This window comes from Streptomyces sp. NPDC090083 (genome assembly GCF_044747445.1).
Taxonomy (GTDB): Bacteria; Actinomycetota; Actinomycetes; order Streptomycetales; family Streptomycetaceae; genus Streptomyces.
The window spans coordinates 264,104-287,768 of sequence record NZ_JBIVED010000010.1 but is presented as its reverse complement, the minus strand read 5'-3'; the positions used below and the strand labels follow the sequence as shown (position 1 = coordinate 287,768).

The following is a 23,665-nucleotide window of genomic DNA, read 5'->3' as shown; positions in this document are numbered from 1 at the left end:
GCGCGTGCTGCCCTTTCGGGAGGAGACGGCCGCGGCTCGGGCGGCCGTCAGTTCTGCTATCGGTCCCCGAAGATCGTGCGGTGCCAGTCCTTGCGGGCCACCGCCGTGTTGTCGAACATGACGTGCTTGATCTGGGTGTACTCCTCGAACGAGTAGGCGGACATGTCCTTGCCGAAGCCGGACGCCTTGTATCCGCCGTGAGGCATCTCGCTGATGATCGGGATGTGGTCGTTGATCCACACGCAGCCGGCCTTGATCTCGCGGGTCGCGCGATGGGCGCGGTAGACGCCCTGACTCCACGCGGAGGCGGCGAGGCCGTACGGGGTGTCGTTGGCGAGCGCGATGCCTTCGTCGTCGCTGTCGAAGGGAAGCACGACGAGCACCGGCCCGAACAGCTCCGACTGCACGATCTCGCTGTCCTGGGCGGCGTCCGCGACCAGGGTGGGGCGATAGTACGCGCCGTTCTTGAGATCTCCCTGAGGAGCCTCGCCGCCGGTCACCACGCGCGCGTAGCCACGCGCCCGGTCGACGAAACCGGCGACGCGGTCGCGCTGCGCGTGCGAGATCAGCGGCCCGAGGTCGGTGCCGGGGGCGAAGGGGTCGCCGACCCGGACGCTCGCCATGAGGGCGGCCGTCTTCTGGACGAACGCGTCGTAGAGGGGCCGCTGCACGTACGCGCGCGTGGCGGCCGTGCAGTCCTGCCCGGTGTTGATGAGCGAACCGGCGACGGCTCCGTTGACGGCGGCGTCGAGATCGGCGTCGTCGAAGACCACGAAGGGCGCCTTGCCGCCCAGCTCCAGGTGGATGCGCTTGACGGTGGCGGTCGCGATCTCCGCGACGCGCTTGCCGACGGCGGTGGACCCGGTGAAGGACGTCATGGCCACGTCGGGGTGGCCGACGAGGTGCTCACCGGCCTCCTTGCCCGTGCCGGTGACGATGTTGACGACACCGTCCGGGATGCCTGCCTCGGTGGCCGCCTGGGCGAACATCAGCGAGGTGAGCGGGGTCAGCTCGGCGGGCTTCAGCACGATCGTGTTGCCCGCGGCGATCGCCGGGAGGATCTTCCAGGCGGCCATCTGGAGGGGATAGTTCCAGGGCGCGATGGAGCCGACGACACCGATGGGTTCCCGGCGTACGTACGACGTGTGGTCGCCGGAGTACTCCCCCGCCGACTGTCCCTGCAGATGCCGTGCGGCACCGGCGAAGAAGGCCGTGTTGTCGATCGTCCCGGGGACGTCGAACTCACGGGTCAGCTTGAGGGGCTTGCCGCACTGGAGTGACTCGGCGCGGGCGAAGTCGTCGGCGCGCTCGGCGAGCACGGCGGCGAAACGGTGCAGCGCGTCCGAGCGTTCACCGGGCGTGGCGCCCGACCAGCCGGGGAACGCGGCGCGCGCCGCCGCCACGGCGGCGTCCACGTCGTCCGTCCCGGCCAGCTCGTACGTGTACACGTCCTCGCCGGTGGCCGGGTCGACGACGGCGTGGGTGCGGCCCGAGGTGCCCTTCGTCAGGCGGCCGGCGATGAACTGCGCGCCGTCCGCGAAGTACTCCTGTGCGGGGAATCGTTCCGGGGTCTCGCTGCCCGGGTGGTGCATGTCGCTCTCCTCCGCCTTCGCCCCGCTTCGTCCGCTGGCGGGTGGCGTAGCTCCAGCTCGATTTGAATGCCGATCCTGACAGAGCAAAGGGACTCCAACAAGTGATTCCGTTGTTGCCTTTTGGTTACGCGACGGAATCTGTCGACCAGGTGTCGAGTCCTCCTGGAAAAGGGGGGACGGAGTGTCAGTGGTGCCTGCAAGACTCGCGTGTATGGACGAGATCACGGGGAAGCTCGCGGCGGGGGCCGCGGGGACGATCGATTCCCAGGAAGCCCTGATCAGCCAAGTGCGCGCCGGGGCGAAGGTCAAGTACCTGCACTTCTGGGGGCACCGGCCGCGCCCGGACGGCCGCGTGGGCGCGAGCTGTCTGAGCCAGTGGTGGCCGTCGCCGTTCACGGTGGACGGGGTCACGTACGCGACCGCCGAGCACTGGATGATGGCGGGCAAGGCGCGACTGTTCGGCGACGGGGACGCGCTGGCGCGGGTGCTGGCCGCGGGGCATCCGTCTCAGGCGAAGAAGGCCGGTCGGCTGGTGCGGGGGTTCGACGAGGAGGTCTGGGCGCGGGAGCGGTTCGGGATCGTCGTCGAGGGGAGCCTGCGCAAGTTCTCGGCGGACGCGGAGCTGCGGGGGTTCCTGCTGGGGACGGGTGAGCGGGTGCTGGTGGAGGCGAGCCCTGTTGACCGGGTGTGGGGGATCGGGCTCGCCGCGGACGATGTGGCGGCGGGGGATCCCGAGCGGTGGCGGGGGCCGAATCTGCTGGGGTTCGCGTTGATGGCGGCGCGCGGGGTGTTGCGGGAGGGGTGACCGCGCGGGGGCGGCGTGCCGGGGACCCGGGGGTCAGGCCTGGGGCAGGAACGGGACCGTGACGCTGGGGGCCGAGTTGTAGAAGGGGTCGGGGTCCGACGTGTCGGTGTTGTCGCCGTGCTTGATGGCGAAGGCGATGCCGATGATCAGCGCGGCGATCGTGATGACGCCCAGAGCGGTTCCGATGATGCCGGTGATGAAGCCCGCCTGCGCCTGACCACGGTTCGTGGCCTCGCCGCGGTCGGCACGCTTCTTGCCCTTGACGCCGAGGATGATCGCGGTGACTCCGAGGACCAGGGAGACGAAGCCGTAGACGCAGAACAGGCAGCAGGACAGGATGCCCAGCACCATCGCCGCCGTGCCCATGTTGTTCTGCGGGGCCATCGGCATACCGGGCCAGCCGTAGCCCTGCGGGTAGCCGGGGTAGCCGTAGCCGCCGGGGCCCGGGGCGGGGGCGCTCTGGGGGTGCGGGGTGCCGTAGCCGCCGGCCGGGGTGGGCTGGGCGTAGGCGGGGGTGCCGTAGCTGGGGAGCCCGGGGGGTGTGGCGGGGTGGCCGTAGCCCGGGGTGCCGGGGGGTGTGCCGGGGCGGCCCTGGCCGGGTGCGCCGGGGCCGGAGGCCGGCGGGGCGAAGCCCTCGGCCGGCATCGACGTCACCGTGGCCTGGTTGTGCACGGACGGTGACTGTGGCGGCTGCACCATGGTCGGCGGGTGCTGGTCCTGCGGGGAGGGGGGCGGTGCCGGCGTCGGCTGTCGCGCGCCCTTGTCCAGCGACGGCCTGCCGGCCGGCGGGGCCCACAGGTCCCGGTTCGCGTCCGCGCCCGTGCCCGCGTTGGCCTCCGGCTGTGTCTCGTCCCCCATGCCCCGTCCCCGTCCTTCTCCCCGTCGGTCCTGTCGGTCCCGTGGGTCCTGTCGGTCCTGTCGGACCCGTCTGTTCTGCTGGTCCCGTCGGTCCCGTCGGTCCATCGTCGGAGCGACCATGCTAGAGCGTTCCGCGGGCGGTCCCGCTCCCCGGGCCCCGGCGGGGAGTACCGACGCCTCCGTTCCCGCCCCGGCCTACGATGATCCCGAGTCATCGATCAGCCGATCACCCGCGTTCCGGCCGGTATCAGCCGGAGCGCCGTTCCGGGGAGGAACCTTGTCCGACCAACGCGCCGTACCCGCCGCCGGTCAGGCCCGTGACCTGCATGCCTTTATCGCCGGGCTGCCGAAGGCCGAGCTGCATGTCCACCACGTCGGCTCCGCCTCCCCGCGGATCGTCTCGGAACTGGCCGCGCGCCACTCCGACTCCAGGGTCCCCTCCGACCCCGAGGCCCTGGCCGACTTCTTCACCTTCACGGACTTCGCGCACTTCATCGACGTGTACCTGTCCGTGGTCGACCTCATCCGCACGCCGGAGGACGTACGGCTGCTGACGTACGAGGTCGCCCGGGACATGGCACGCCAGCAGGTGCGGTACGCCGAGCTGACGATCACGCCGTTCTCGTCGACGCGCCGCGGGATCGACGAGCGGGCCTTCATGGACGCCATCGAGGATGCCCGCAAGGCGGCGGAGGCGGAGTTCGGGACCGTGCTGCGCTGGTGCTTCGACATTCCCGGTGAGGCGGGACTGGAGGCCGCCGAGGAGACCGTGCGGCTCGCGACCGACGATCGGGTACGGCCGGAGGGGCTGGTGTCGTTCGGGCTCGGCGGCCCCGAGATCGGGGTGCCCCGGCCGCAGTTCAAGCCGTTTTTCGACCAGGCCCTCTCGGCCGGGCTGCACTCCGTGCCGCACGCCGGTGAGACCACCGGTCCCGAGACGGTCTGGGACGCCCTGAACCACCTGCGGGCCGAGCGCATCGGGCACGGCACCACGTCCGCCCAGGACCCCAAGCTCCTCGCCCACCTCGCCGAGCACGGCATCGCGCTGGAGGTCTGCCCGACCTCCAACATCGCCACCCGCGCGGTCCGCACGCTCGACGAGCACCCCGTCAAGGAGTTCACCCGCGCGGGCGTCCTCGTCACGATCAACTCCGACGACCCGCCGATGTTCGGCACCGACCTGAACAACGAGTACGCGGTCGCCGCCCGCCTCCTCGACCTCGACGAACGCGGTGTCGCCGACCTCGCGAAGAACGCCGTGCGGGCCTCCTTCCTCGACGCGGCGGGCAAGGCCCGGATCGACGAGGAGATCGACACCTACACCTCCGCGTGGCTGGCGCCCTGACAACCAGCACAATGGGCCCATGCAGAACGTGACCGCCGTGGGCCATCGCGGCGACCCCTACCGTGTCCGCGAGAACACCGTCGACTCGCTGCGCTCCGCGCTCGAACAGGGCGCGGACGCGGTCGAGTTCGACGTACGGCTGACCCGTGACGGCGTACCCGTGCTGCTGCACGACGAGACGCTGGAGCGGCTGTGGGAGGTGGAACGCCCGCTCGCCTCGCTCTCCGCGGACGAGGTGCGCGGGCTCACCGACGGCCGGGTGCCGACGCTGGCCGAGGCGCTGGCCGCGACCGAGGGCAGCCGGGTGATGGTCGACCTGCCCGGCCCCGCCGACCGGCGGGCGGTACGCCGGATCGTGGAGGAGATCCGCGCGTACGGCGCGGCGGACCGCGTGTACTACTGCGCGGGCGCCGACGCCATGCTCGCCGTCCGCGCGGCCGACGCCTCCGCCGAGATCGCCCTGACCTGGACCTCCCTCGCTCCCCCGCGCCCCGCGGTGCTCGAAGCGGTACGGCCGCGCTGGCTCAACTACCGCTTCACGCTGGTCGACCGGGACCTCGCCGCGCACATCCACCGCGAGGGCTTTCTGCTGTCGGTGTGGACCCCGGACACCCGTCGTTCGATGCGGCGGCTCCTCGACATGGGCGTCGACTCGATCACCACCAACCGTGTCGACGTGCTGTGCGGGCTCAGGAAGAACGGCTACACGCGGGACTCCTGAGCCACCGTCGCCGGGTCGGCCGGGGTCGAGCGGGTCGCGTACTGCGGTATCGGGGTGTCGTCCCTGCCGGTGTCCCGGGTGAGGCCGTAGCGGGTCGCGCCCTGGGCGGGGCCGGTGGTGATGTCCTTCTCCACGGCGTCCCAGGTGGTGGGGAAGACGTTGAGGCCGTAGTCCGCGCCGCGTTCGTTGACGGTGAGGGTGACGCTGCCGTCGACGTAGAAGTACTCGTTCTGCCACATCTGTTGGGTGCCGGCGGGCAGGACGTCGTAGCCGGTGGTCGAGCTGCCCATGCCGGTGGCGGTGGTGTCGGTGGTGCTGACCGGGTCGTCCATGCGACGGCCGCCGCCGGAGGCCACGTGGAAGAGCCAGCCCTTCAGGGTGGTCCAACTCGGCATCACCAGCGCGCCGTTGCGGTACTGCGGCGAGATCTGCCAGCGGACGAGCACGTAACCCTGGCCGCTGAGCGTCACGTCGTCCCCGCGATGGTTCAGCGTGGCGTGTGCGCCGCCGCTGCTGGTGACGCCGGACGCGGGGCGGCGCGGAAGGGCGGTGGGGGGCTCGTCGGGGTCCGGCGCCCGGTCCACGGCGTCGACGACCGAGCCGTAGCGGCCGGTGGCCGTCCTCTTCGACGGGGACGGGGAGGGCGAGTGCGACGGGGACGGTGACGCGGTGGTCGTCGGGGCGGCGGAGCCCGGGGCGGGCGCGGTGGCCGCCGCCGTGGAGGTGAGGGCCTTGGGCGGCGGGTCGTCCGGGGACTGGGCCACGACGTAGACGCCGCCCGCCGCGATCGTCGCCCCCGCCGTCACGGCGACGGCGGGCTTGGTCAGCGCCCCGAGCAGCTTGGCCGACCACCCGGCGGGCCCACCGGCCGAACCGGCGGCCCCGCTCGCGCCCACCCCGAAGGCCGTGCCGGCGATCCCCGTGGTCGCCGCCGTCTTCGCGCCGAACGCCAGGGACAGGGTGAAGCCGACCGGGAGCGGGACCAGGGCGATGCCTACGAGCAGGCGTTCCGCCGGTACGACGGACTCGCGCGGGTCGCCGCAGCAGGCGCAGCCGCGCAGGTGGCGGGCCAGGCGTTTGCGCCAGACCGAGTCCCGGCGGCCGTCCCAACGGGCGGTGCGGGCACGGAGGTCGGGGCAGGCGGTGTCGAGGGCGCGGACGATCGCGCGGGCGGTTTCGAGGCGTTCCTTCATCCGCTGGACGCGGACGGCGGCATGCTGGCGGCTGATGCCGAGCGCCGACGCCAGTTCGCGGCGGGTGAGTTCGCCGGCGACCTCCAGCCACCACAGGGAGAGGAGGTGGCGGTCCTCGTCGTCGAGCCAGCGCACCGCCTCCGCGACCTCACGCCGCTGGCCCTCCAACTGGAGCCGCAGGACGGTCAGTTCGGCGAAGTCGGCGGCGTCTCCCGGCAGGCCGTCGGGTAGCCGGTCCGGGACGGTGCGGCGGGCCCGGTCCCGTATCTGGCGCATGGCGATGGCCACCAGCCAGGACCGGAAGCTGTCCGGGTCGCGCAGTGAACCGAGGTGGTCGACGGCGCGCAGCATCGTCTCCTGGACCACGTCGTCCACGTCCGCATGGCCGTTGAGGGCGCGGCCGACCACGTTGTAGACCAACGGCAGCCAGCCCGCGACCAGTTCGTCCAGCGCCCGCCGGTCACCGGCCTGTGCCGCCGCGATGGTGGAGTGCCACTGCCGCCCGTCCACGCCGCTCCTCGCCCTCCCCCGTCGTTCGATGCAGCTCGGTGTACGGCGGTGTCACGTGCTGTACAGCAGCGTCCCGAAGCCGAGTTGGTCGAAACCGCCGCTGTTCGGGCCGTAGTCGCCGCCACCGCCCTCGGCCCGCACCTTCTCGGCCATGAGGGTGATGAACGGGGCGGAGAGGCGCCGGCGGCGGGCGTAGTGGTTGTACAGGATCTCCCAGACCGGGCGGACGGCGCCCCGGGCCACGTCCGAGATCACCCGCTGTTCCCGGTAGGCGCCGTTGCCCTGGCCGCTGCGCCAGCCGTACGTCGTGAAGGGCACGGCCGCGCCGAGGTTGTACTTGGCGACGTACTCGGCGGCCTTCATGAACCGGTTGTCGAGGTAGCCGTAGAGATCGACGCGCTGGTTCCAGGCCATCTCGCAGATCGCGCCCATCAGGCCCATGCCCATCATCGTGTGGCCCTGGTCGCGGCCGCTCTCCTGCCACTGGGCGAGGCCCTGGCCGTCGTGGACGAAGGGGATGGCGTGCTGGAACGAGCCGTTGCCCGCACCGGACTTCATGTAGGTGACGGCGCGCCGGAAGGTGGCGCGGTCGTCGCAGAGGATGCCGGTCGCCATGAGGGAGGCGACGTTGCAGAGGTCCCAGTTCGCCCAGTAGTTGGTGATGGTGGCGGTGTTGTGGTGGGTGAGGAAGTCGGTGTTCATCGGGGTGAACACCGTGCGCATCATCTTCTGGAAGCGGGCGAGTGCGAACTGCGGGTGATCGCGGACGAGTTCGGCGGCGTTCGCGAACTGGTAGCCGTAGAGGCCGGCGGCCAGGAAGCGGTCGGCGTTGCCGTCGAGCGTGGTGAGGGTGGCCGACCATGCGTTGAGGATGGCGACCGCCGTGTCGCCGTGGGCCTTGGTGCCGCCGATCCGCCAGCGCAGGGCGTTCTGGTAGGCGGCGTGGATGTCGTTGTACAGCGTGACGTAGTTCTGGCCGGTGCCGCCGCGGACGACGACGGCCTGCGGGCGGGGCTGCCAGTTGCTCGCGGAGTGCCGGTTGTCGGTGAGCCGTGTCCAGCCCTTCAGCCAGGGGTCCTCGCGGGCGGCGACGCGGACCTCGGCACGGTGCAGGTCACCGGCGTTGTGCAGCATGCCCGGGTGCGCGAAGGCCTGTGGGCGGGCGGTCGCGGTGCCGACGGCGGTACGGGGCTGCGCGGCGTCGGCCCCTTCGCCGGTGAGGGCGGCGATCCCGGCGCCGACGACGCCCGCCGCCGCGACTCCGCCGCCGAGGGTGAACAGGCCCCGGCGGCTGAGGCGGTGCTGGTGGGGGCGCTGGGGTGCGCTGGTGGCCATGTGGGTGGCTCCGGTGCGTGAGGGGACTGCGGACGCACAGGGAGACGGGGTGAAGTCCCTCGCGATAACGGTTTTTCCGGCACCGAGGGGGAGGCCGGCCTCGGCGCGGGGTTCGACTCCGGCCGCACCGGGCCGGGGTTGGATCCCGCGGAGGGTGCTCCCGGCAGCTCCGTACGGCCGCGCGTCACCGACCGGTGGTCGCCACGGCGGACGGCGCGACGGACCGGGACGTCCGCGAGGTCGCGCCGGTCGCCGACTCCTGGACGGATCTTGAGGCGGACGGGGCCGCCGGGACCCGGGACGGTTCCGTGCTCGGGGTCGGTGTGCGGCTCGGGAGACGGGGATCGGCGGGGGAACGCGGGACCGCGGTGGGGCTCGGGGACGTGGCCGCGGACTGCGAGGGCGTGGGCGCGGGGCTGCTGCGCGCGGGCGGCGGGGCGAGCGGGACCGTGGGGGTCACGGGGGCGTCGTGGTGGGCCAGGCGGAACGGGAGGGCGGCCAGGACGATCACCGCGCAGGTCGCGCCGGCGCCGATCGTCGCGCGGAGCAGTCGACGGCGGCCGGCTCCGCGGCGGATCGCCTCGTAGCGGCCGGGGGGTGGGCCGAGGTAGTCGGAGGAGGGGCGCAGGATGACCGTGAGGGGGTCGTCGGGGTCGATGTCCCGGCCCTCGCCTCCCTCGTCAAAGTGTGTGGTCAACGCTTCTCCTCAGGTGGGCGCGGAGCAGTTCGCGGGCCGCGTGGAGGTCGGCCTTGATGGTTCCTTCCTTGCGTCCGGTCAGCACGGACACCTCCCGGATCGGCATGTCGGCGTAATAGTGCAGGAGGATCGGGACGCGCAGCCGTTCGGGGAGCGACTGCACGAGCAGCCGTACCGAGGGGTCTTCCTGTTCGGTCGGTGGCCGTACCGCCTCCTCCGTGGTGGCACGGCGCACCGCCCGGCGTTCACGTTCCATTTTGCGCCAGTGGTCCCGGACGAGGTTCGCCGCGGTGACGTAGAGGAAACCGCGAGGCTCCGCCACCTTCGTCCAGCGGGCCCACAGCCGGGTGAACGCCTCGGAGGCGATCTCGTGCGCCGTCTCGTCGTCGTCGACGAGACGGCGGCACCAGCCGGCGAGGCGCGGATAGACGGCGGCGAACAGTTCGGACGCTGCCCGCTCGCGGGACCGTTTCAACACTCTCCATGGTCGGTACGGGGATGGGCCACGCGGTGCTCCGCGGTTCTGCGCTGACCTACCTGGATCCGGGGGGATCTAGGTGGATCCAGGGGGAACTACGAGGTCAGCGCGGCGAAGACGATCACGTTGTCCAGGTAGCCCGTACCGGTACGGGTCCCTCCGCAGGTGATGAGACGCAGTTCGGGACGGTCCACGTTCCCGTACACCTCGTCCGACGGGAAGTCGGCCTTGGCGACCGTCCGTACGGAGGTGACGGTGAACGTGGCCGTCGTGCCGTTCTCCAGGCCCGCCTCGATCCGGTCGCCCTTGCGCAGCTTCGCGAGGTGACGGAACACGCCGTCCCCGTAGGCGCCGACGGTCACATGGCCGAGGATCACCGACGGCCCGGTCTGCCCGGGTGTCGGCGAGTTCCGGTACCAGCCCGCCCGGTCGTGCGCCGTGATCGGCGGCACCTGCACGGTGCCGTCCGAGGCGAGGCCCAGCCCCATGACCGGGGTGTCGACCCCGATCGCCGGGACCCGCAGGGTGACCGGGACGGAACGGGCCAGGGCGTGCGCTGCCCCGCCCGCCGGCGGCGCGGTGGGCGTGGACTGCTTGTCGGCCGAACTCCCTTTTCCCGTACCGGAGTTCGCGGTCGACGTCGTAGCGTGCCCGCCGCCGCAGCCGGCGAGCAGCGTCGCCGTCGCCGCGACGACGAAGGCGCGCCTGGAGAGCGAGGTCATACGCCGGTCGTCCTCCGGCGCCGTACGACGAGGAAGGCGCCGCCACCGACGACCAGCGCGGCGGCTCCCCCGCCGGCCAGGCCGGTCGTCAGGTCGCCGGACGACTTCGCCACCGGGGCGACGCCCGTGTCGGGGGCGCCGCTCGGGACCACGGCGACCTGACCGCGGCTCCGGGCGGGCGCGGCGGACGGTTCGGCGGGCCTGGTGCTCGGCCGGGTGGAGGCGTCGCTGGGGACCGGGGTCGGCGCCTTGGACGCGCTCGGCACCGCGGAGGGCGCGGTGGACGGGGCTCGGGTCGGGGTCGCGGAGGCCCCGTCCGCGAACGCGGGCGCGGTGCTCGCCAGGACGGCGCCGCAGGCAAGTGCCAGTGCGCTCAGGACAGTTCGGCGCATGAATCGCTCTCTCTCGTAGGCCGCCCCGCCGGAACCATCGGGCGGTCCGGCGGCGGGGCGGGTCACTGATCGAGCGGAGAGACGAGGCAGCGCAGGGGCGGGTTGCAAAGAGACGGCAAAGTCGCCCGGGGGCGTGATCCGGCGGGCGGAGCAGGCCGGTCGGCCCGGGTGTCACCGGGCGACGGCGGACCGCGTCACATGTTGATCATGTGTCCGGCGAGGCCGTGCACCGCTTCCTTCACCGCTTCGCCGAGCGTCGGGTGGGCGTGCACGTTGCGGGCGACCTCGTGGACGGTGAGGTCCCACTGCTGGGCGAGGGTGAGTTCGGGGAGGAGTTCGGTGACGTCCGGGCCGATGAGGTGGCCGCCGAGGAGTTCGCCGTACCTGGCGTCGCTGATCAGCTTCACGAATCCGGTGGTGTCGCCGAGGCCGTGCGACTTGCCGTTCGCCGTGAACGGGAACTTCGCGACCTTGACGTCGTGCCCCGCCTCCCGGGCCTGCGCCTCGGTGTAGCCGAAGCTGGCGATCTGCGGCTGGCAGTAGGTGGCGCGCGGGATCATCGCGTAGTCCAGTTCCATCGTCTCCGCGTCCGCGAGGGTCTCGGCGGCGATGACGCCCATCGCCTCGGCGGCGTGCGCGAGCATCAGCTTCGCGGTGACGTCGCCGATGGCGTACAGGTGCGGGACGGACGTACGGCAGTGCCCGTCGACGTCGATCGCGCCGCGCTCGGTCAGCCGTACGCCCGTGTTCTCCAGGCCGTAGCCGGTGACGTTCGGGGCGAAGCCGATCGCCTGGAGCACCTTGTCGGCCTCCAGGACCTGCTGGGTGCCGTCCTTGCCGGTGACGGTGACGCGGACCTGCGGGCCCGACTCGTCGATGGACTCGACCCGGGTGGAGGTGAGGACGTCGATGCCCAACTTGCGGTACTGCTTGGCGAGTTCGGTGGAGACCTCGACGTCCTCCAGGGGCGCCACGCGGTCCAGGAACTCCACGATCGTGACCTTCACGCCGTAGTTGTGCAGCACGTACGCGAACTCGATGCCGATCGCGCCCGCGCCGGCGATGACGATCGATCGCGGGAGTTCGTCGGCGAGGATCTGCTCCTCGTACGTGACCACGCGCGCGGTGCGCTTGGTGCCGGGCAGCAGGCGGGGCGTGGCGCCGGTCGCGATGACGCAGTGGTCGAAGCCGATCGTGCGTGACTCGCCGTCGTAGCCCGCGACCTGGAGGGTGTGGGCGTCGACGAACGTGCCGCGGCCGTCGATCTCCGTGATCCTGTTCTTCTTCATCAGGTAGTGGACGCCCTTGACCCGGCCGTCCGCGACCCGGCGGCTGCGGCTGAACGCCTCGCCGTAGTCGAAGGAGACCTCCCCCTCGACCCTGATGCCGAAGGTCTTCGCCTCGCGGGTGAAGATGTGCGCCAACTCGGCGTTCCGCAGAAGGGCCTTGGTGGGGATGCAGCCCACGTTCAGACAGACACCGCCCCAGTACTTCTCCTCGACGACCGCGACCCGCTTGCCGAGTTGGGCGGCGCGGACGGCGGCCACATAGCCGCCGGGGCCCGCACCGAGTACGACGACATCGAACCGCTCGTCCTGCGCGTCCTGCTGGTCCATCGAAAGGTCCTTTCCCGGGAGGAGGTCCGCGTAGATCCTCCGCGGTGTCCAGGATGCCGCGTCCGAGGGGGATCGGGCGAAGAGCGGCGCGGGGCCGAGGCGGCCGCGGAAGCCGTCAGCCGGCCGCGGGACCGGGCACCGGCACCGCCTCCGCCGCCGACTGCGGTGCCGGCGTCACGGCCTGGGGGCCGCGGCGGAACACGTCCTTGAGGTAGAGCACGAGGATCGCCCCGAGCACCCACACCGGGAGGATCACCAGGGCGCGGGCCAGGCCGTCGTCCTGGAAGCGGGACAGGCCCTGCATCGCGCGGACGCCGACGCCGACCGGGAGGATCCCGGAGAGCGGGCGCAGCCAGTCCGGCAGGTACGCCGACGGCATGATGCCGCCGCTGGTGCTGTTGCCGAGGATCAGCATCAGGATGGAGGCGAGGGTGACGCCGGCCGAGCCGAAGAGCCGCAGCAGGACCATGGTCGTGGCCGCGACCGCCGCGCCCATCAGGGAGACCACGGCGACCAGCGGCAGGAACGGCCCGGGCAGCGCGCCGAAGCCGGTGCTTCCGGCGATGGTCGCGATCAGGAGGCCGCCGACGATGCCGAAGAGGGCCAGGCTGGCCATCCGCCAGCGGTACTGGAGGCGGGGCGCGAGCTGGTAGGTCGTCATGCCGAAGAGGTAGCCCGCGAGGACGAGGCCGAAGGCGGCGTAGAAGACGGACAGCCCCCGGGTGTCGCCCGCCGCCGCCGGGGCGACGTCCTCGACGGCGAGTTCGTGCCGCTCGGCGTGGGCCACGGTGCCGAAGGCGGTGGTCACCGTGGCGGTGACGGCGGCTCCGTTGGCGCTGCCGTAGAGGAGTCTCCCGTCGCCGAGGTAGGCCGCGTAGACCTGCCTGTCCTGTACGGCGTCGCGGGCGGCGGACTCGTCCGGGTAGGTCTCCATGGTGAAGCCGCCCGGGGCGACGCGCTCCAGGTCCTGGTTCAGGTGGGCCTGCGCGGTGCCTGTCTCCGTGGTGCCGACGCGGAGTCGGTGCGGTTCCGGGGCGTGGAAGGCGGCGAGGTAGACGCTGACGAACACGGCGCCGACCAGGAGGACGACCGCCACGGGGAGCAGGACGGCACGCGTGTTCCCGGGGCCGGGCGGCGGATGGGCCACGTCCAGCGCGTGCTTGTGCGGGTGCCGGGCGGTGCGGGTGGGGCCGGTGGGGCCGGCGCTGCGGGGCGTGCCGGGGCCGGTCGGGGCGGTGACCCGGGGTGGGACGTGCTGGGACATCGGAGCGGTCCTCGATTGAAAGGTGACTGATAATATTTGTACATCACAATCAGCTGCCTTCCAAAAGAGGTCCGTTCCGTGAACCATCCCGACCGCCGCACCGGCTACGTGGCCTGGCAGATCGGCCAGATCATGGCGGCCCGGATGGAGCGCGCCCTGCGCCCGCTCCGGCTCACGCTCGCCCAGCACCGGGCCCTGATGCAGGCCGTCCTCGACCCGGGCGTCTCCAGCGCGACCGCGGCACGCCGGGCGGCGATCACCCCGCAGTCCATGGGCACGGCGGTCAACGGGCTGGTGGAGCGCGGGATGCTGGAGCGGCGCACCACGCCCGGCGACCGGCGCACCCAGCGCCTGCACGCCACCGAGGCCGGCGTACGGCTCGCGGCGGAGGCGGCGGAGATCGTGGACGCCGCGCACGCGGAGGCACTGCGGGTGCTGACACCGGCGGAACAGGAACAGACCCACGCGCTCCTGCTCAAGCTCCTGGCGTCACTGAACCCCTCGGCCCTGGAACCGGCCCCGGAGGACGCCGACGGATGAGCGGGCCGGTCAGAGGGTGATGCCGCCACTGATGAGGACGACGGCCGCGCCGCTGACCCACACCGTGCCGTCCCGGTCGGCGGTGATCCCGATGCTCGCGGCCCGGCCGAGCCGCGTGCCCTGGGAGACCCGGTAGGAGGCGGGCGCGGCGCCGGTGGAGGTGAGCCACTGGCCGACACCGGCGTTCATGCTGCCGCAGGCGGGGTCCTCGGGGACACCGGCGCCGGGGGCGAAGGTGCGCATCTCGAACGCGTACGGGGACCCCTCGGGGTGGGCTCCGATCGCCCCGACCATCGCGTCCGGCATACCGGAGAAATCGGGTTCGAGCGCGAGGACCTCCGCGGCCGTGGCCAACCGGACCACGGCCCACCCGGGACCGTTGTCGACCCACTCGTGGGCCATGACCTGGTCCCGCTCGATCCCCAACGCGCCTACGATCCGCAGCAGTCGGCCCTCGTCGAGCGCCCCCTCCCGCACGCGCGGCGGGGCGGCGAAGGACAGCACGTCCTCGTCACGGCGCACGGTGACCAGGCCCACGCCGCATTCCTGCACGATCCGCTGATCGTCCTTCGGCGTACCGCCGTCCTCCAGCCAGGCCCGCGCGGACCCGAGGGTGGGGTGTCCGGCGAACGGCAACTCGCCCCCGGGCGTGAAGATCCGCACCCGGTAGTCGGCCTCGGGGACGGTCGGCGGCAGCAGGAACGTGGTCTCGGACAGGTTCGTCCAGCGCGCCAGCGCCTGCATCTCCTCGTCGCCCAGCCCGGTCCCGTCCAGCACGACGGCGACCGGGTTGCCGGAGCAGGGACCGGTCGGGAACACGTCGACCTGCACGAACGAACGCCTGCGCGGCATGGTCATCAAGCCCCTTCCGAACGACTCCTCCTGCGGCCCCCGCCATCCCAGCGGGGACCCACCCGGCCGGAACAGAGCCACCCCGGACAAAGTGGCCTGACCCACGGACCGGAAAGGGCGGGCCGCGCCTCCGACATCGTTGTCGGAAGCGCGGCCCGCCCGATGCGCGGCTCTACGGGACCCGGTCGGACCCGCGCAGGCGCCGGACGCCGGAGGGCGCCGTCGGCCTACGGCGTGTAGTGGGCGTCACTGCCGTACAGCTTCCTGGTGAACGCGGAGACGTCGGCCGTGCGGTCGGTGCCGTCGAGGTTGTACGTCAGGAAGACGCCGTAGCCCTCGCTGACCGTGCGCGCGGCGAGAGAGGCGGCCGTGCTCTGCGAGGTGCCGCCGATCTGGACGGCCGCCGGCGACAGCTTCGACTTGGGCAGGGCGATGCCGGGGACCTGCCAGCTGCCGTAGTACGGGTTCCAGGCGTAGTCGAACATGGAGGTGACGTCGACGCCGCCGTAGGACAGGCGGGTCGCGGACGGGCCGATGTTGTAGAGGCTGATGATCTTTCCCGGCATGTTGGCGCGCAGAGCCGAGACGAGGTACACGAAGGAGCTGGCGTTGGGCTGGCCGGTGCCGTTGTTGCCGTACTCGGCGTACTCGTCGTCGAAGTCGATGCCGTCGAGTCCGTACTTGGTCACGGTGTCCGACAGCTGTTTCGCGAACACCGAAGCCGACTGCTGGGACGGGAAGTTGGCGAAGCCGGAGCCCTGGTGGTTGCCGAGCACCGAGAGGACGACCTTGATGCCCTTCTGCTGCAACGGCCGTATCTGCGTGGCGGCGTTGTCCAGGACGCTCTGCACGTTCGGGTTGAAGTACAGGGTCCCCGCCTTCGTGCCGGCGTCGTAGTTGATGTTCGCCGCGAAGATCACGGCGATGTCGAAGACGTTGGCGCCGCCGTTGGAGAGGGTGTACTTGCCGACGTTCAGCATGCTGTTGTTGTTCACCTCGACGTACGCGATCGAGGTCGGTCCCTGTTTCGCGGCGGCGGGCGCCGCGGCCGCACCGCTCGTGGCGGTCGCGCCCAGGGCGAGGGCCGCCAGGGCCGACAGCGCGAGCGCGGCCGTCCGTACTCTTCTCCGCACCGGAGTGAACATCGTCGGTCGGTCTCCCATCGCATGGAGCGGCGCCCGCCCTGCCGGCGAGCGCCGAGTGAGCCCCCCGCCCCTTCCGTTCCCGTACGGGAATCCCCGGAACCCTGGGAGAACTCTTCCCGACTCCCCGCATATCGCGCCCCAACCGTCAATCCGGGCGCGGGAGTTGCGGGAAATCCGCGATGCGAGGACAGGTGCCGCCAAGCCGCGGCACCGCCCCTACAACCCCACGATCCTGTTCCACTCCTTCGCGAACTCGACCCGCTCCGTCGACGTGATGTCCCGCGCGATGGCGAGGTGCTTCCGCATCGTCGAGTCCGGGAAGATCAGCGGGTTCCCGGCCAGCTCCGCGGTGTCCTTGTCCTTGGAGTCCGCGAGGACGGCCTGGGCGGCCGGGACCGGGCAGACGTAGTTGACCCAGGCGGCGAGTTCGGCGGCGACCTCGGGCTCGTAGTAGTAGTCGATGAGGCGTTCCGCGTTGGTCTTGTGGCGGGCCAGGTCCGGGATCATCAGGGAGTCCGCCCAGAGTTCCGCGCCCTCCTCGGGGACGACGAAGCGGATGTCCGGGTTGTCGGCCTGCAACTGGATCACGTCGCCGGAGTAGGCCTGGCAGGCGAGGACGTCACCGCTGACCAGGTCCTTGGTGTAGTCGTTGCCGGTGAAGCGGCGGATCTGGTTGCGGCTGACCTGGGTCCGCACCTGGTCGCACACCTTGTGGAAGTCGGCGGCGGTCCACTTGGTGATGTCGACGCCGTTGCCCTGCATCAGCAGCGCGAACGCCTCGTCGAGCCCGGAGAGCAGGGTGACCCGGCCCTTCAGGTCACTGGCCCACAGGTCGGAGACACGGCGGATCTCGCGGCCGAGCTTGCGGTGGTTGTACGCGATGCCGGTGATGCCCGACTGCCACGGCACGGTGTACCGGCGGCCCGGGTCGAAGGCGGGCGAACTGAGCTGCGGGTCAAGGTACTTCGCCACGTTAGGCTGCGCGGACCGGTCCATCCGCTGGACCCAGCCGAGGCGGACGAACCGCGCGCACATCCAGTCGCTCATGACGATCAGGTCGCGGCCGGTCTGCTGGTGGTTCATGAGCGCCGGGCTGATCTTGCCGAAGAACTCGTCGTTGTCGTTGATCTCCTCGATGTAGTCGACGGAGATCCCGGTGCGCTTCTCGAAGGCGTCGAGCGTGGGCCGCTTCGTCGCGTCGTCGTCATCGGTGTCGATGTACAGCGGCCAGTTCGCCCAGGTCAGCCGCTTGTCCTTGGTGGACAGATCGGCGCCGGCACGATCTCCCGCCTGGACATACGCGGCGGGCACACCGCACCCGGCGAGCGCGCCGAGCGCGGCGGTCCCGCCGAGCGCGCGCAGCAGGGAGCGACGGGAGGGCGAGTACGACTTCGGAGTCTGGGGCACCCGCGCAGCATGACCCGGGCGCCCGTCCCCGATCAATGGACGCTGCGTCGAGCGGGTTCCTGTGGACCCGACACCTTGTCGATCGGTTGCCTGTGAAGTAACCGCACGTTCACGCGGACCGGGCGCGACGCGAGGTCTCCGCCGACTCCGGCCCGGGTGTCCGGCACCGCGCCAGCGGACTCCCCCGGGCACAACACAACGGCCCCGCACGGGAGTTGATCCCGTGCGGGGCCGCGGGGTGCGGGGCCGGTCAGGCGGTGTGGTGCGGCGTAGTGCGGTGCGGTGTGGCGCAGTGCAGTGGGCACATCCGGCAGCCGGCAGCCGTCAGCCGTCAGCCGTCAGCCGTCAGCCGTCAGCCGTCAGCCGTCAGCCGTCAGCCACCGAACACCAACCGCCACGCGCCTACGCCTCCAGCGACGTCATCACGTGCTTGATCCGCGTGTAGTCCTCGAAGCCGTAGCCCGACAGGTCCTTGCCGTAGCCCGACTTCTTGAAGCCGCCGTGCGGCATCTCCGCGACCAGCGGGATGTGCGTGTTGATCCAGACGCAGCCGAAGTCCAGGGACTTCGACAGCCGCATCGCGCGCCCGTGGTCCTTGGTCCACACCGAGGAGGCCAGCGCGTAGTCGACGCCGTTGGCCCACTCGACGGCCTGGGCCTCGTCCGTGAAGGACTGGACGGTGATGACCGGGCCGAAGACCTCGTTCTGGATGATCTCGTCGTCCTGCTTGAGGCCCGAGACGACGGTCGGGGCGTAGAAGTAGCCGACCTCGCCGACCCGGTGGCCGCCCGCCTCCACCTTCGCGTGCGCGGGCAGCCGCTCGATGAAGCCGGTGACCTGCTTGAGCTGGTTCGGGTTGTTGAGCGGGCCGTAGAGCACGTCCTCGTCGTCCGGCTGTCCGGTCTTCGTCTCGGACGCGGCCTTCGCGAGGGCCGCCACGAACTCGTCGTGGATGGACTCCTGGACCAGGACGCGGGTCGCGGCGGTGCAGTCCTGCCCGGCGTTGAAGAAGCCCGCGACCGAGATGTCCTCGACGGCCTTGGCGATGTCGGTGTCCTCGAAGACCACGACGGGGGCCTTGCCGCCCAGCTCCAGGTGGACCCGCTTGAGGTCCTTGGAGGCGGACTCGGCGACGGACATGCCGGCGCGCACGGAGCCGGTGATGGAGGCCATCGCCGGGATGTGGTGCTCGACCATCGCGCGGCCGGTGTCGCGGTCGCCGCACACGACGTTGAAGACGCCCTTGGGCACGATCGAGCCGATGATCTCGGCGATCAGGACGGTGGAGGCGGGGGTGGTGTCCGAGGGCTTGAGGACGACCGTGTTGCCGGCGGCCAGCGCCGGGGCGAACTTCCAGACCGCCATCATCATCGGGTAGTTCCACGGGGCGACCTGCGCGCAGACACCGATCGGCTCGCGCCGGATGATCGAGGTCATGCCCTCCATGTACTCGCCGGCCGAGCGGCCTTCGAGCATCCGGGCCGCGCCGGCGAAGAAGCGGATCTGGTCGACCATGGGCGGGATCTCTTCGGAGCGGGTGAGACCGATCGGCTTGCCGGTGTTCTCCACCTCGGCCGCGATCAGCTCCTCCGCGCGCTCCTCGAACGCGGCGGCGATGTCCAGCAGGAACTTCTGCCGCTTGGCCGGGGTCTCGTCCCGCCAGGCCGGGAAGGCCGCGGCGGCGGCGACCATCGCGGCGTCGACGTCGGCCTCGCCGGACAGCGGCGCGGTCGCGTACGCCTCACCGGTCGCCGGGTTGACCACCTCGGTGGTCCGTCCGTCGGCGGCGTCCCGGAACTCACCGTCGATGTAATTGCGCAGACGACGCAGCTCGGTGCTCACTGCCGGCCCTCCAAGGTCTGGGTGTCCATTCACTGAGACACCCACCCTAATCGCCCGGCCCACGTTTTCAACACCCCTGATCGCGCCAAGGCTACGAAATCCGCAAGTCTTGCCCACGTAAACAACGAATTTCATCGAAGCGGCCTTGCGGAACGGTCGAGACGTCGTGCACAGTGAAGCCGTGGCCAGTCGAAGCGCAGACCAGAGGGACTCCCGCGAGTCCAGGAACGGCGGTACTCCTCACTTGGACGCCGTTTCCCTCGCCATCATCGAGCAGCTCCAGGAGGACGGCCGCCGGCCGTACGCCGCGATCGGCAAGGCCGTCGGCCTCTCCGAGGCGGCCGTGCGCCAGCGCGTCCAGAAGCTGCTCGACCAGGGCGTCATGCAGATCGTCGCCGTCACGGACCCGCTCACCGTGGGCTTCCGCAGGCAGGCGATGGTCGGGGTGAACGTCGAGGGCGATGTCGAGAACGTGGCGGACGCGCTGACGGCCATGCCGGAGGTGGAGTACGTGGTGATGACCGCGGGCTCGTACGACCTCCTCGCCGAGATCGTCTGCGAGGACGACGACCACCTGCTGGACGTCATCAACAAACGCATCCGGGCGCTGCCCGGGGTGCGCTCCACCGAGAGCTTCGTTTATCTGAAGCTCAAGAAGCAGACCTACATGTGGGGAACCCGATAACCGTGAGCAAGGACCTCAGCCGCACCGCGTACGACCACCTGTGGATGCACTTCACCCGCATGTCCTCGTACGAGAACGCGCCCGTTCCCACGATCGTCCGTGGCGAGGGCACCTACATCTACGACGACAAGGGCAAGCGCTACCTCGACGGTCTCGCGGGTCTGTTCGTGGTCCAGGCCGGGCACGGCCGCGCCGAGCTGGCCGAGACCGCCGCCAAGCAGGCGCAGGAGCTGGCGTTCTTCCCCATCTGGTCGTACGCCCACCCGAAGGCCGTGGAGCTGGCGGAGCGTCTCGCCCACCACGCGCCCGGCGACCTGAACAAGGTCTTCTTCACCACCGGCGGCGGCGAGGCCGTCGAGACCGCCTGGAAGCTCGCCAAGCAGTACTTCAAGCTGCAGGGCAAGCCCACCAAGTACAAGGTCATCTCGCGTGCGGTCGCCTACCACGGCACCCCGCAGGGCGCCCTGTCCATCACCGGACTCCCGGCACTGAAGGCCCCGTTCGAGCCGCTCGTGCCCGGCGCGCACAAGGTGCCGAACACCAACATCTACCGCGCCCCGCTCTTCGGCGACGACCCGGAGGCCTTCGGCCGCTGGGCCGCCGACCAGATCGAGCAGCAGATCCTGTTCGAGGGCCCGGAGACGGTCGCGGCCGTCTTCCTGGAGCCGGTGCAGAACGCGGGCGGCTGCTTCCCGCCCCCGCCCGGCTACTTCCAGCGGGTCCGCGAGATCTGCGACCAGTACGACGTGCTGCTCGTGTCGGACGAGGTCATCTGCGCCTTCGGCCGGCTGGGCACGATGTTCGCCTGCGACAAGTTCGACTACGTGCCGGACATGATCACCTGCGCCAAGGGCATGACCTCGGGCTACTCCCCGATCGGCGCGTGCATCATCTCCGACCGCCTGGCCGAGCCGTTCTACCGGGGCGACAACACCTTCCTGCACGGCTACACCTTCGGCGGCCACCCGGTCTCCGCGGCGGTCGGCCTCGCCAACCTCGACATCTTCGAGCGCGAGAACCTCAACCAGCACGTCCTCGACAACGAGGCCAACTTCCTGCAGACCCTGCAGAAGCTGCACGACCTCCCGATCGTCGGCGACGTCCGCGGCAACGGCTTCTTCTACGGCATCGAGCTGGTCAAGGACAAGGCCACCAAGGAGACCTTCACGGACGAGGAGTCGGAGCGCGTGCTCTACGGCTTCGTCTCCAAGAAGCTCTTCGAGTACGGCCTCTACTGCCGCGCCGACGACCGCGGTGACCCGGTCATCCAGCTGTCGCCGCCGCTGATCTCCGACCAGTCGACCTTCGACGAGATCGAGTCGATCGTCCGCCAAGTCCTCACGGAGGCGTGGACGAAGCTCTAGACCCCGGCGCTCCGGCCCCCGGCGGTCCAGCCGGTTCAACGGTTTATACGGCCCGGGGTGCACCCGTTCGAGTGGGAAGGGTGCACCCCGGGCCGTGTGCTGTCCGGGGTCGCGCCCCCATCGTCCTTAGCGTGCCTGGTAACCGATCGGCCCCGTCCTCGTTCCCCCGCAAGGGGGACGCGGTACGGAAAACGGATCAGAACGAGGTGTACGCGCATGGTGGCCCCGCCGGACAACGACGTGCTCTGGGCACGCGCCCTGCACTTCCAGCACCACGACGGAACGCCCGCGCTGGGCGGTGTCTCGCTCGGTGTCCGGGAGGGCGAGATCCTCGCCGTCAGCGGCCCGCGCGGCAGCGGCAAGACGACCCTGCTGCGCTGCCTCTCCGGCCTGGAGCGCCCCGGCAGCGGCGAGGTCTGGTTCAACAGCGTGCCCGTGCACACCATGGGCCCGCTCACCCGGGAGCGGCTGCGCCGCGACCGCTTCGGCTGGATCGACCCGGCCCCCGTGCTCGTCCCGGAGCTGAACGTCTGGGAGAACGCGGCCCTCCCCCTGATGCTGCGCGGCACCAGCCGCCGCCGCGCCAAGACCGCCGCCCTGGAGTGGCTGGACCGCCTCGACATCGGCGACCACGCGCGCAGACGCCCGCACGAGCTGCGCCAGGCGGAGCGCCAGCGCGTCTCGATCGCCCGCGCGCTGGCCCCGGCGCCCACGGTCCTGTTCGCCGACGAGCCGACGGCCCCGCTGCACCGCGCGGACCGCGCCCAGGTCCTGCGCACGCTCACGACGGCGGCCCGCTCGCACGGCATCACGGTCGTCCTCGCGACCCACGAGGCGGAGACCGCGGCCCTCGCGGACCGCACGGTGTCGCTGCTGGACGGGCGCCGGGTGAACACGGTCCACCTTCCCCCGGTCGCCGAGTCGGAAGGCCGGGCCGCGTGCTCGCTCTCCGTCTGACCCGCGGCTCGCACCCCGCCGTCCAACTGCGCCGACTGCTGGTCGCGGTGGCTTCGGCGGGCACGGGCTTCCTGCTGCTGTGCGCCCTCGGCTACGCGATGGGCCACCCCGACTCCCCGGCCGCCGCCGCCCTCCGCCTCGCCTGGTGCGCGACCCCGCTGGCCGCCACGGTCTACTTCGCGGTGGCCGTCGCCCGCACCGACCCGGCGACGAAACCCCGCCCCGGTCTCTCCGCGATCGGCCTCGGCCCCGGCCGGCTGATGGCGATCTCGGCGACCACCACCGCGCTGGCCTGCACCCTCGGCTCGATGCTGGCCCTCCTCGTCTTCCTGCACCTCCGCGGCGACCTCACCGGCATGCCCTTCGACGGGGCAGCGGCGGAGTTCCTCGCCTCGGACACTCCCCTCCCGCTCCCCGCCGCCCTCACCCTGCTCGCCGTCGTCCCCGTGGCCGCGTCCGTCGCGGTGGCCCTGACGCTCCGCCCGAAGGACACCTCCCCGAAGAGCGCCCCGCGGTCCTACGGCCGGTTCGGCGCCTACGGCAGGTCGGGCACCCGGGAGACCTTCGGGGCGTACGGCAGGTTCGGCGCCCACCTGCGCACGGGCGGCCGTACGGCGGCAGCCGAGGAGGCGCCCGCCCCCGCGCCCGAGCCCCGGCCCGAGGCCGAGCCGACCGCGACCGGCACGGGCCCCGTCGACCTCGACCCCACCCGCCCGCCGGCTCCCCGCGAGGTCCCCAAGGGCCTCCCCTGGGGTGTGGCCGTCCTCGCCGCCGGTCTGGCCGTCGAGGCGTACGCGAACCGGACGGCGGACACCGACGGGCTGTCCATGCCCGGCGGCCACGCGGGCGGCCCGGCGGGTGTACTGGCCGGCTGGGTGCTGACCGCGCTCGGTCTCGCCCTCGCGGGCCCCGGCCTCACCCACCTGTGCGGACGGCTCCTCCAGGCCGTGCGCCCGGGCGCACTCCGGCTCCTCGCGGGCCGGGTCCTCATGGAGGAGGCGACCCGCATCGGCCGCCCGCTGGGCGTGGTCTGCGCGGTGGCGTCGGGCGCGTACGCGATGACCGCGCTCTACGACACGGACACGGCCGTCGGCCCGCTCACCACCCTCGGCACGCTCCTGGTGACCGGCTGCACGGTGGCGACCCTGTGCACCGCCGCCGTCGAGGCCCGGCAGTCCCGCGCCGACACCACGGCCGCGCTGGTACGGCTCGGCGCTCCGGCCACCGTGCTGCGCAGCGCGGCGGCCCTGCGCGCGGGGGCGCTGCTCGCCCTGTTCGTGCCGCTGACCGTCGTGATCGCCGAACTCGCGGCCCTTCCGCTCGCTCACCGATGAGTTTTCCGCGG

At 71.7% G+C, this 23,665-nt stretch carries 22 protein-coding genes; 8 read left to right on the top strand and 14 right to left on the bottom strand.

Features of this window, described 5'->3' with window-relative positions:
* Positions 1 to 56 precede the first annotated feature (56 nt).
* Positions 57 to 1,592 carry a gamma-aminobutyraldehyde dehydrogenase gene (locus ACIPTO_RS31680; RefSeq protein WP_366321022.1) on the bottom strand — a complete coding sequence of 512 codons (1,536 nt, stop codon included), beginning with the start codon at positions 1,590 to 1,592 and terminating at the stop codon, positions 57 to 59.
* Positions 1,593 to 1,803: 211 nt separating this feature from the next.
* Here ACIPTO_RS31680 and ACIPTO_RS31675 point away from each other — a divergent pair, with 211 nt between their 5' ends.
* A complete protein-coding gene (locus ACIPTO_RS31675; RefSeq protein WP_401197811.1) occupies positions 1,804 to 2,397 on the top strand; it encodes an NADAR family protein in 594 nt (197 codons plus the stop codon).
* Positions 2,398 to 2,430: 33 nt separating this feature from the next.
* Here ACIPTO_RS31675 and ACIPTO_RS31670 read toward each other — a convergent pair whose 3' ends face one another.
* Positions 2,431 to 3,255, bottom strand: a complete 825-nt coding sequence (locus ACIPTO_RS31670) for a DUF4190 domain-containing protein (protein ID WP_401197808.1) — start codon at positions 3,253 to 3,255, stop codon at positions 2,431 to 2,433.
* Between the two features lie 277 nt (positions 3,256 to 3,532).
* Here ACIPTO_RS31670 and ACIPTO_RS31665 point away from each other — a divergent pair, with 277 nt between their 5' ends.
* Positions 3,533 to 4,600: an adenosine deaminase gene (locus ACIPTO_RS31665; protein WP_401197805.1), complete on the top strand. Its 1,068-nt coding sequence runs from the start codon at positions 3,533 to 3,535 to the stop codon at positions 4,598 to 4,600.
* Between the two features lie 19 nt (positions 4,601 to 4,619).
* On the top strand, positions 4,620 to 5,321 hold the full coding sequence (locus ACIPTO_RS31660; RefSeq protein WP_401197803.1) for a glycerophosphodiester phosphodiesterase: 702 nt from the start codon (positions 4,620 to 4,622) through the stop codon (positions 5,319 to 5,321).
* Here the strand turns inward: ACIPTO_RS31660 and ACIPTO_RS31655 are convergent.
* The 8 genes from ACIPTO_RS31655 to ACIPTO_RS31620 all read right to left on the bottom strand — a co-directional run bounded on the left by ACIPTO_RS31655 (position 5,303) and on the right by ACIPTO_RS31620 (position 13,528).
* Positions 5,303 to 7,024, bottom strand: coding sequence for a sigma-70 family RNA polymerase sigma factor (locus tag ACIPTO_RS31655; protein ID WP_401197801.1), 1,722 nt, complete (start codon positions 7,022 to 7,024; stop codon positions 5,303 to 5,305). The genes ACIPTO_RS31660 and ACIPTO_RS31655 overlap by 19 nt on opposite strands.
* Positions 7,025 to 7,075: 51 nt before the next feature.
* Positions 7,076 to 8,359: an alginate lyase family protein gene (locus tag ACIPTO_RS31650; RefSeq protein WP_401197798.1), complete on the bottom strand. Its 1,284-nt coding sequence runs from the start codon at positions 8,357 to 8,359 to the stop codon at positions 7,076 to 7,078.
* 184 nt (positions 8,360 to 8,543) lie between these two features.
* Positions 8,544 to 9,056 (bottom strand): hypothetical protein, encoded by a 513-nt coding sequence (locus ACIPTO_RS31645; RefSeq protein ID WP_401197795.1) that lies wholly within the window; start codon positions 9,054 to 9,056, stop codon positions 8,544 to 8,546.
* Positions 9,040 to 9,531 (bottom strand): RNA polymerase sigma factor, encoded by a 492-nt coding sequence (locus ACIPTO_RS31640; RefSeq protein WP_366321006.1) that lies wholly within the window; start codon positions 9,529 to 9,531, stop codon positions 9,040 to 9,042. The genes ACIPTO_RS31645 and ACIPTO_RS31640 overlap by 17 nt, the downstream gene beginning before the upstream one ends.
* Before the next feature lie 98 nt (positions 9,532 to 9,629).
* Complete coding sequence (locus ACIPTO_RS31635; RefSeq protein ID WP_401197792.1) at positions 9,630 to 10,256, bottom strand: class F sortase; 627 nt, start codon at positions 10,254 to 10,256, stop codon at positions 9,630 to 9,632.
* Positions 10,253 to 10,648, bottom strand: a complete 396-nt coding sequence (locus ACIPTO_RS31630; protein ID WP_401197789.1) for a sortase-dependent protein — start codon at positions 10,646 to 10,648, stop codon at positions 10,253 to 10,255. The genes ACIPTO_RS31635 and ACIPTO_RS31630 overlap by 4 nt, the downstream gene beginning before the upstream one ends.
* Positions 10,649 to 10,842: 194 nt before the next feature.
* Complete coding sequence (gene lpdA, locus ACIPTO_RS31625) at positions 10,843 to 12,264, bottom strand: dihydrolipoyl dehydrogenase (protein WP_366321000.1); 1,422 nt, start codon at positions 12,262 to 12,264, stop codon at positions 10,843 to 10,845.
* Positions 12,265 to 12,379: 115 nt separating this feature from the next.
* Entirely contained in the window at positions 12,380 to 13,528 is a 1,149-nt protein-coding gene (locus ACIPTO_RS31620) for an ABC transporter permease (RefSeq protein ID WP_401197787.1), read from the bottom strand.
* 78 nt (positions 13,529 to 13,606) lie between these two features.
* Between ACIPTO_RS31620 and ACIPTO_RS31615 the strand changes: the two genes are divergently transcribed.
* The gene (locus ACIPTO_RS31615) at positions 13,607 to 14,068 is read left to right on the top strand and encodes a MarR family winged helix-turn-helix transcriptional regulator (protein WP_366320996.1); all 462 of its coding nucleotides are present in this window, start codon (positions 13,607 to 13,609) and stop codon (positions 14,066 to 14,068) included.
* A gap of 9 nt (positions 14,069 to 14,077) precedes the next feature.
* Here ACIPTO_RS31615 and ACIPTO_RS31610 read toward each other — a convergent pair whose 3' ends face one another.
* The 4 genes from ACIPTO_RS31610 to ACIPTO_RS31595 all read right to left on the bottom strand — a co-directional run bounded on the left by ACIPTO_RS31610 (position 14,078) and on the right by ACIPTO_RS31595 (position 19,314).
* Positions 14,078 to 14,920, bottom strand: a complete 843-nt coding sequence (locus ACIPTO_RS31610) for a PhzF family phenazine biosynthesis protein (RefSeq protein ID WP_401197784.1) — start codon at positions 14,918 to 14,920, stop codon at positions 14,078 to 14,080.
* A 227-nt stretch (positions 14,921 to 15,147) separates the two neighbouring features.
* Positions 15,148 to 16,065, bottom strand: a complete 918-nt coding sequence (locus ACIPTO_RS31605) for an endo-beta-N-acetylglucosaminidase H (protein WP_366320992.1) — start codon at positions 16,063 to 16,065, stop codon at positions 15,148 to 15,150.
* Between the two features lie 216 nt (positions 16,066 to 16,281).
* Positions 16,282 to 17,472: an extracellular solute-binding protein gene (locus tag ACIPTO_RS31600; protein WP_366320990.1), complete on the bottom strand. Its 1,191-nt coding sequence runs from the start codon at positions 17,470 to 17,472 to the stop codon at positions 16,282 to 16,284.
* A 402-nt stretch (positions 17,473 to 17,874) separates the two neighbouring features.
* Positions 17,875 to 19,314 carry a gamma-aminobutyraldehyde dehydrogenase gene (locus ACIPTO_RS31595; protein WP_366320988.1) on the bottom strand — a complete coding sequence of 480 codons (1,440 nt, stop codon included), beginning with the start codon at positions 19,312 to 19,314 and terminating at the stop codon, positions 17,875 to 17,877.
* A gap of 166 nt (positions 19,315 to 19,480) precedes the next feature.
* Between ACIPTO_RS31595 and ACIPTO_RS31590 the strand changes: the two genes are divergently transcribed.
* From ACIPTO_RS31590 to ACIPTO_RS31575, 4 genes are all read left to right on the top strand, one after another.
* Positions 19,481 to 19,999, top strand: a complete 519-nt coding sequence (locus ACIPTO_RS31590; RefSeq protein WP_366320986.1) for an Lrp/AsnC family transcriptional regulator — start codon at positions 19,481 to 19,483, stop codon at positions 19,997 to 19,999.
* Positions 19,984 to 21,363 (top strand): aspartate aminotransferase family protein, encoded by a 1,380-nt coding sequence (locus ACIPTO_RS31585; RefSeq protein ID WP_366320984.1) that lies wholly within the window; start codon positions 19,984 to 19,986, stop codon positions 21,361 to 21,363. Before ACIPTO_RS31590 ends, ACIPTO_RS31585 begins: the two co-directional genes overlap by 16 nt.
* Positions 21,364 to 21,579: 216 nt before the next feature.
* Positions 21,580 to 22,320, top strand: coding sequence for an ATP-binding cassette domain-containing protein (locus ACIPTO_RS31580; RefSeq protein ID WP_366320982.1), 741 nt, complete (start codon positions 21,580 to 21,582; stop codon positions 22,318 to 22,320).
* Positions 22,302 to 23,654 carry a hypothetical protein gene (locus tag ACIPTO_RS31575; RefSeq protein ID WP_401197779.1) on the top strand — a complete coding sequence of 451 codons (1,353 nt, stop codon included), beginning with the start codon at positions 22,302 to 22,304 and terminating at the stop codon, positions 23,652 to 23,654. The genes ACIPTO_RS31580 and ACIPTO_RS31575 overlap by 19 nt, the downstream gene beginning before the upstream one ends.
* Positions 23,655 to 23,665: the final 11 nt, after the last annotated feature.

Coding starts and splice junctions, on each gene's coding strand:
- ACIPTO_RS31680 (WP_366321022.1), bottom strand. CDS start 1,592: ATGCACCACCCGGGCAGCGAGACCCCGGAACGATTCCCCGCACAGGAG.
- ACIPTO_RS31675 (WP_401197811.1), top strand. CDS start 1,804: ATGGACGAGATCACGGGGAAGCTCGCGGCGGGGGCCGCGGGGACGATC.
- ACIPTO_RS31670 (WP_401197808.1), bottom strand. CDS start 3,255: ATGGGGGACGAGACACAGCCGGAGGCCAACGCGGGCACGGGCGCGGAC.
- ACIPTO_RS31660 (WP_401197803.1), top strand. CDS start 4,620: ATGCAGAACGTGACCGCCGTGGGCCATCGCGGCGACCCCTACCGTGTC.
- ACIPTO_RS31650 (WP_401197798.1), bottom strand. CDS start 8,359: ATGGCCACCAGCGCACCCCAGCGCCCCCACCAGCACCGCCTCAGCCGC.
- ACIPTO_RS31635 (WP_401197792.1), bottom strand. CDS start 10,256: ATGACCTCGCTCTCCAGGCGCGCCTTCGTCGTCGCGGCGACGGCGACG.
- ACIPTO_RS31630 (WP_401197789.1), bottom strand. CDS start 10,648: ATGCGCCGAACTGTCCTGAGCGCACTGGCACTTGCCTGCGGCGCCGTC.
- lpdA (WP_366321000.1), bottom strand. CDS start 12,264: ATGGACCAGCAGGACGCGCAGGACGAGCGGTTCGATGTCGTCGTACTC.
- ACIPTO_RS31620 (WP_401197787.1), bottom strand. CDS start 13,528: ATGTCCCAGCACGTCCCACCCCGGGTCACCGCCCCGACCGGCCCCGGC.
- ACIPTO_RS31610 (WP_401197784.1), bottom strand. CDS start 14,920: ATGCCGCGCAGGCGTTCGTTCGTGCAGGTCGACGTGTTCCCGACCGGT.
- ACIPTO_RS31605 (WP_366320992.1), bottom strand. CDS start 16,065: ATGTTCACTCCGGTGCGGAGAAGAGTACGGACGGCCGCGCTCGCGCTG.
- ACIPTO_RS31580 (WP_366320982.1), top strand. CDS start 21,580: ATGGTGGCCCCGCCGGACAACGACGTGCTCTGGGCACGCGCCCTGCAC.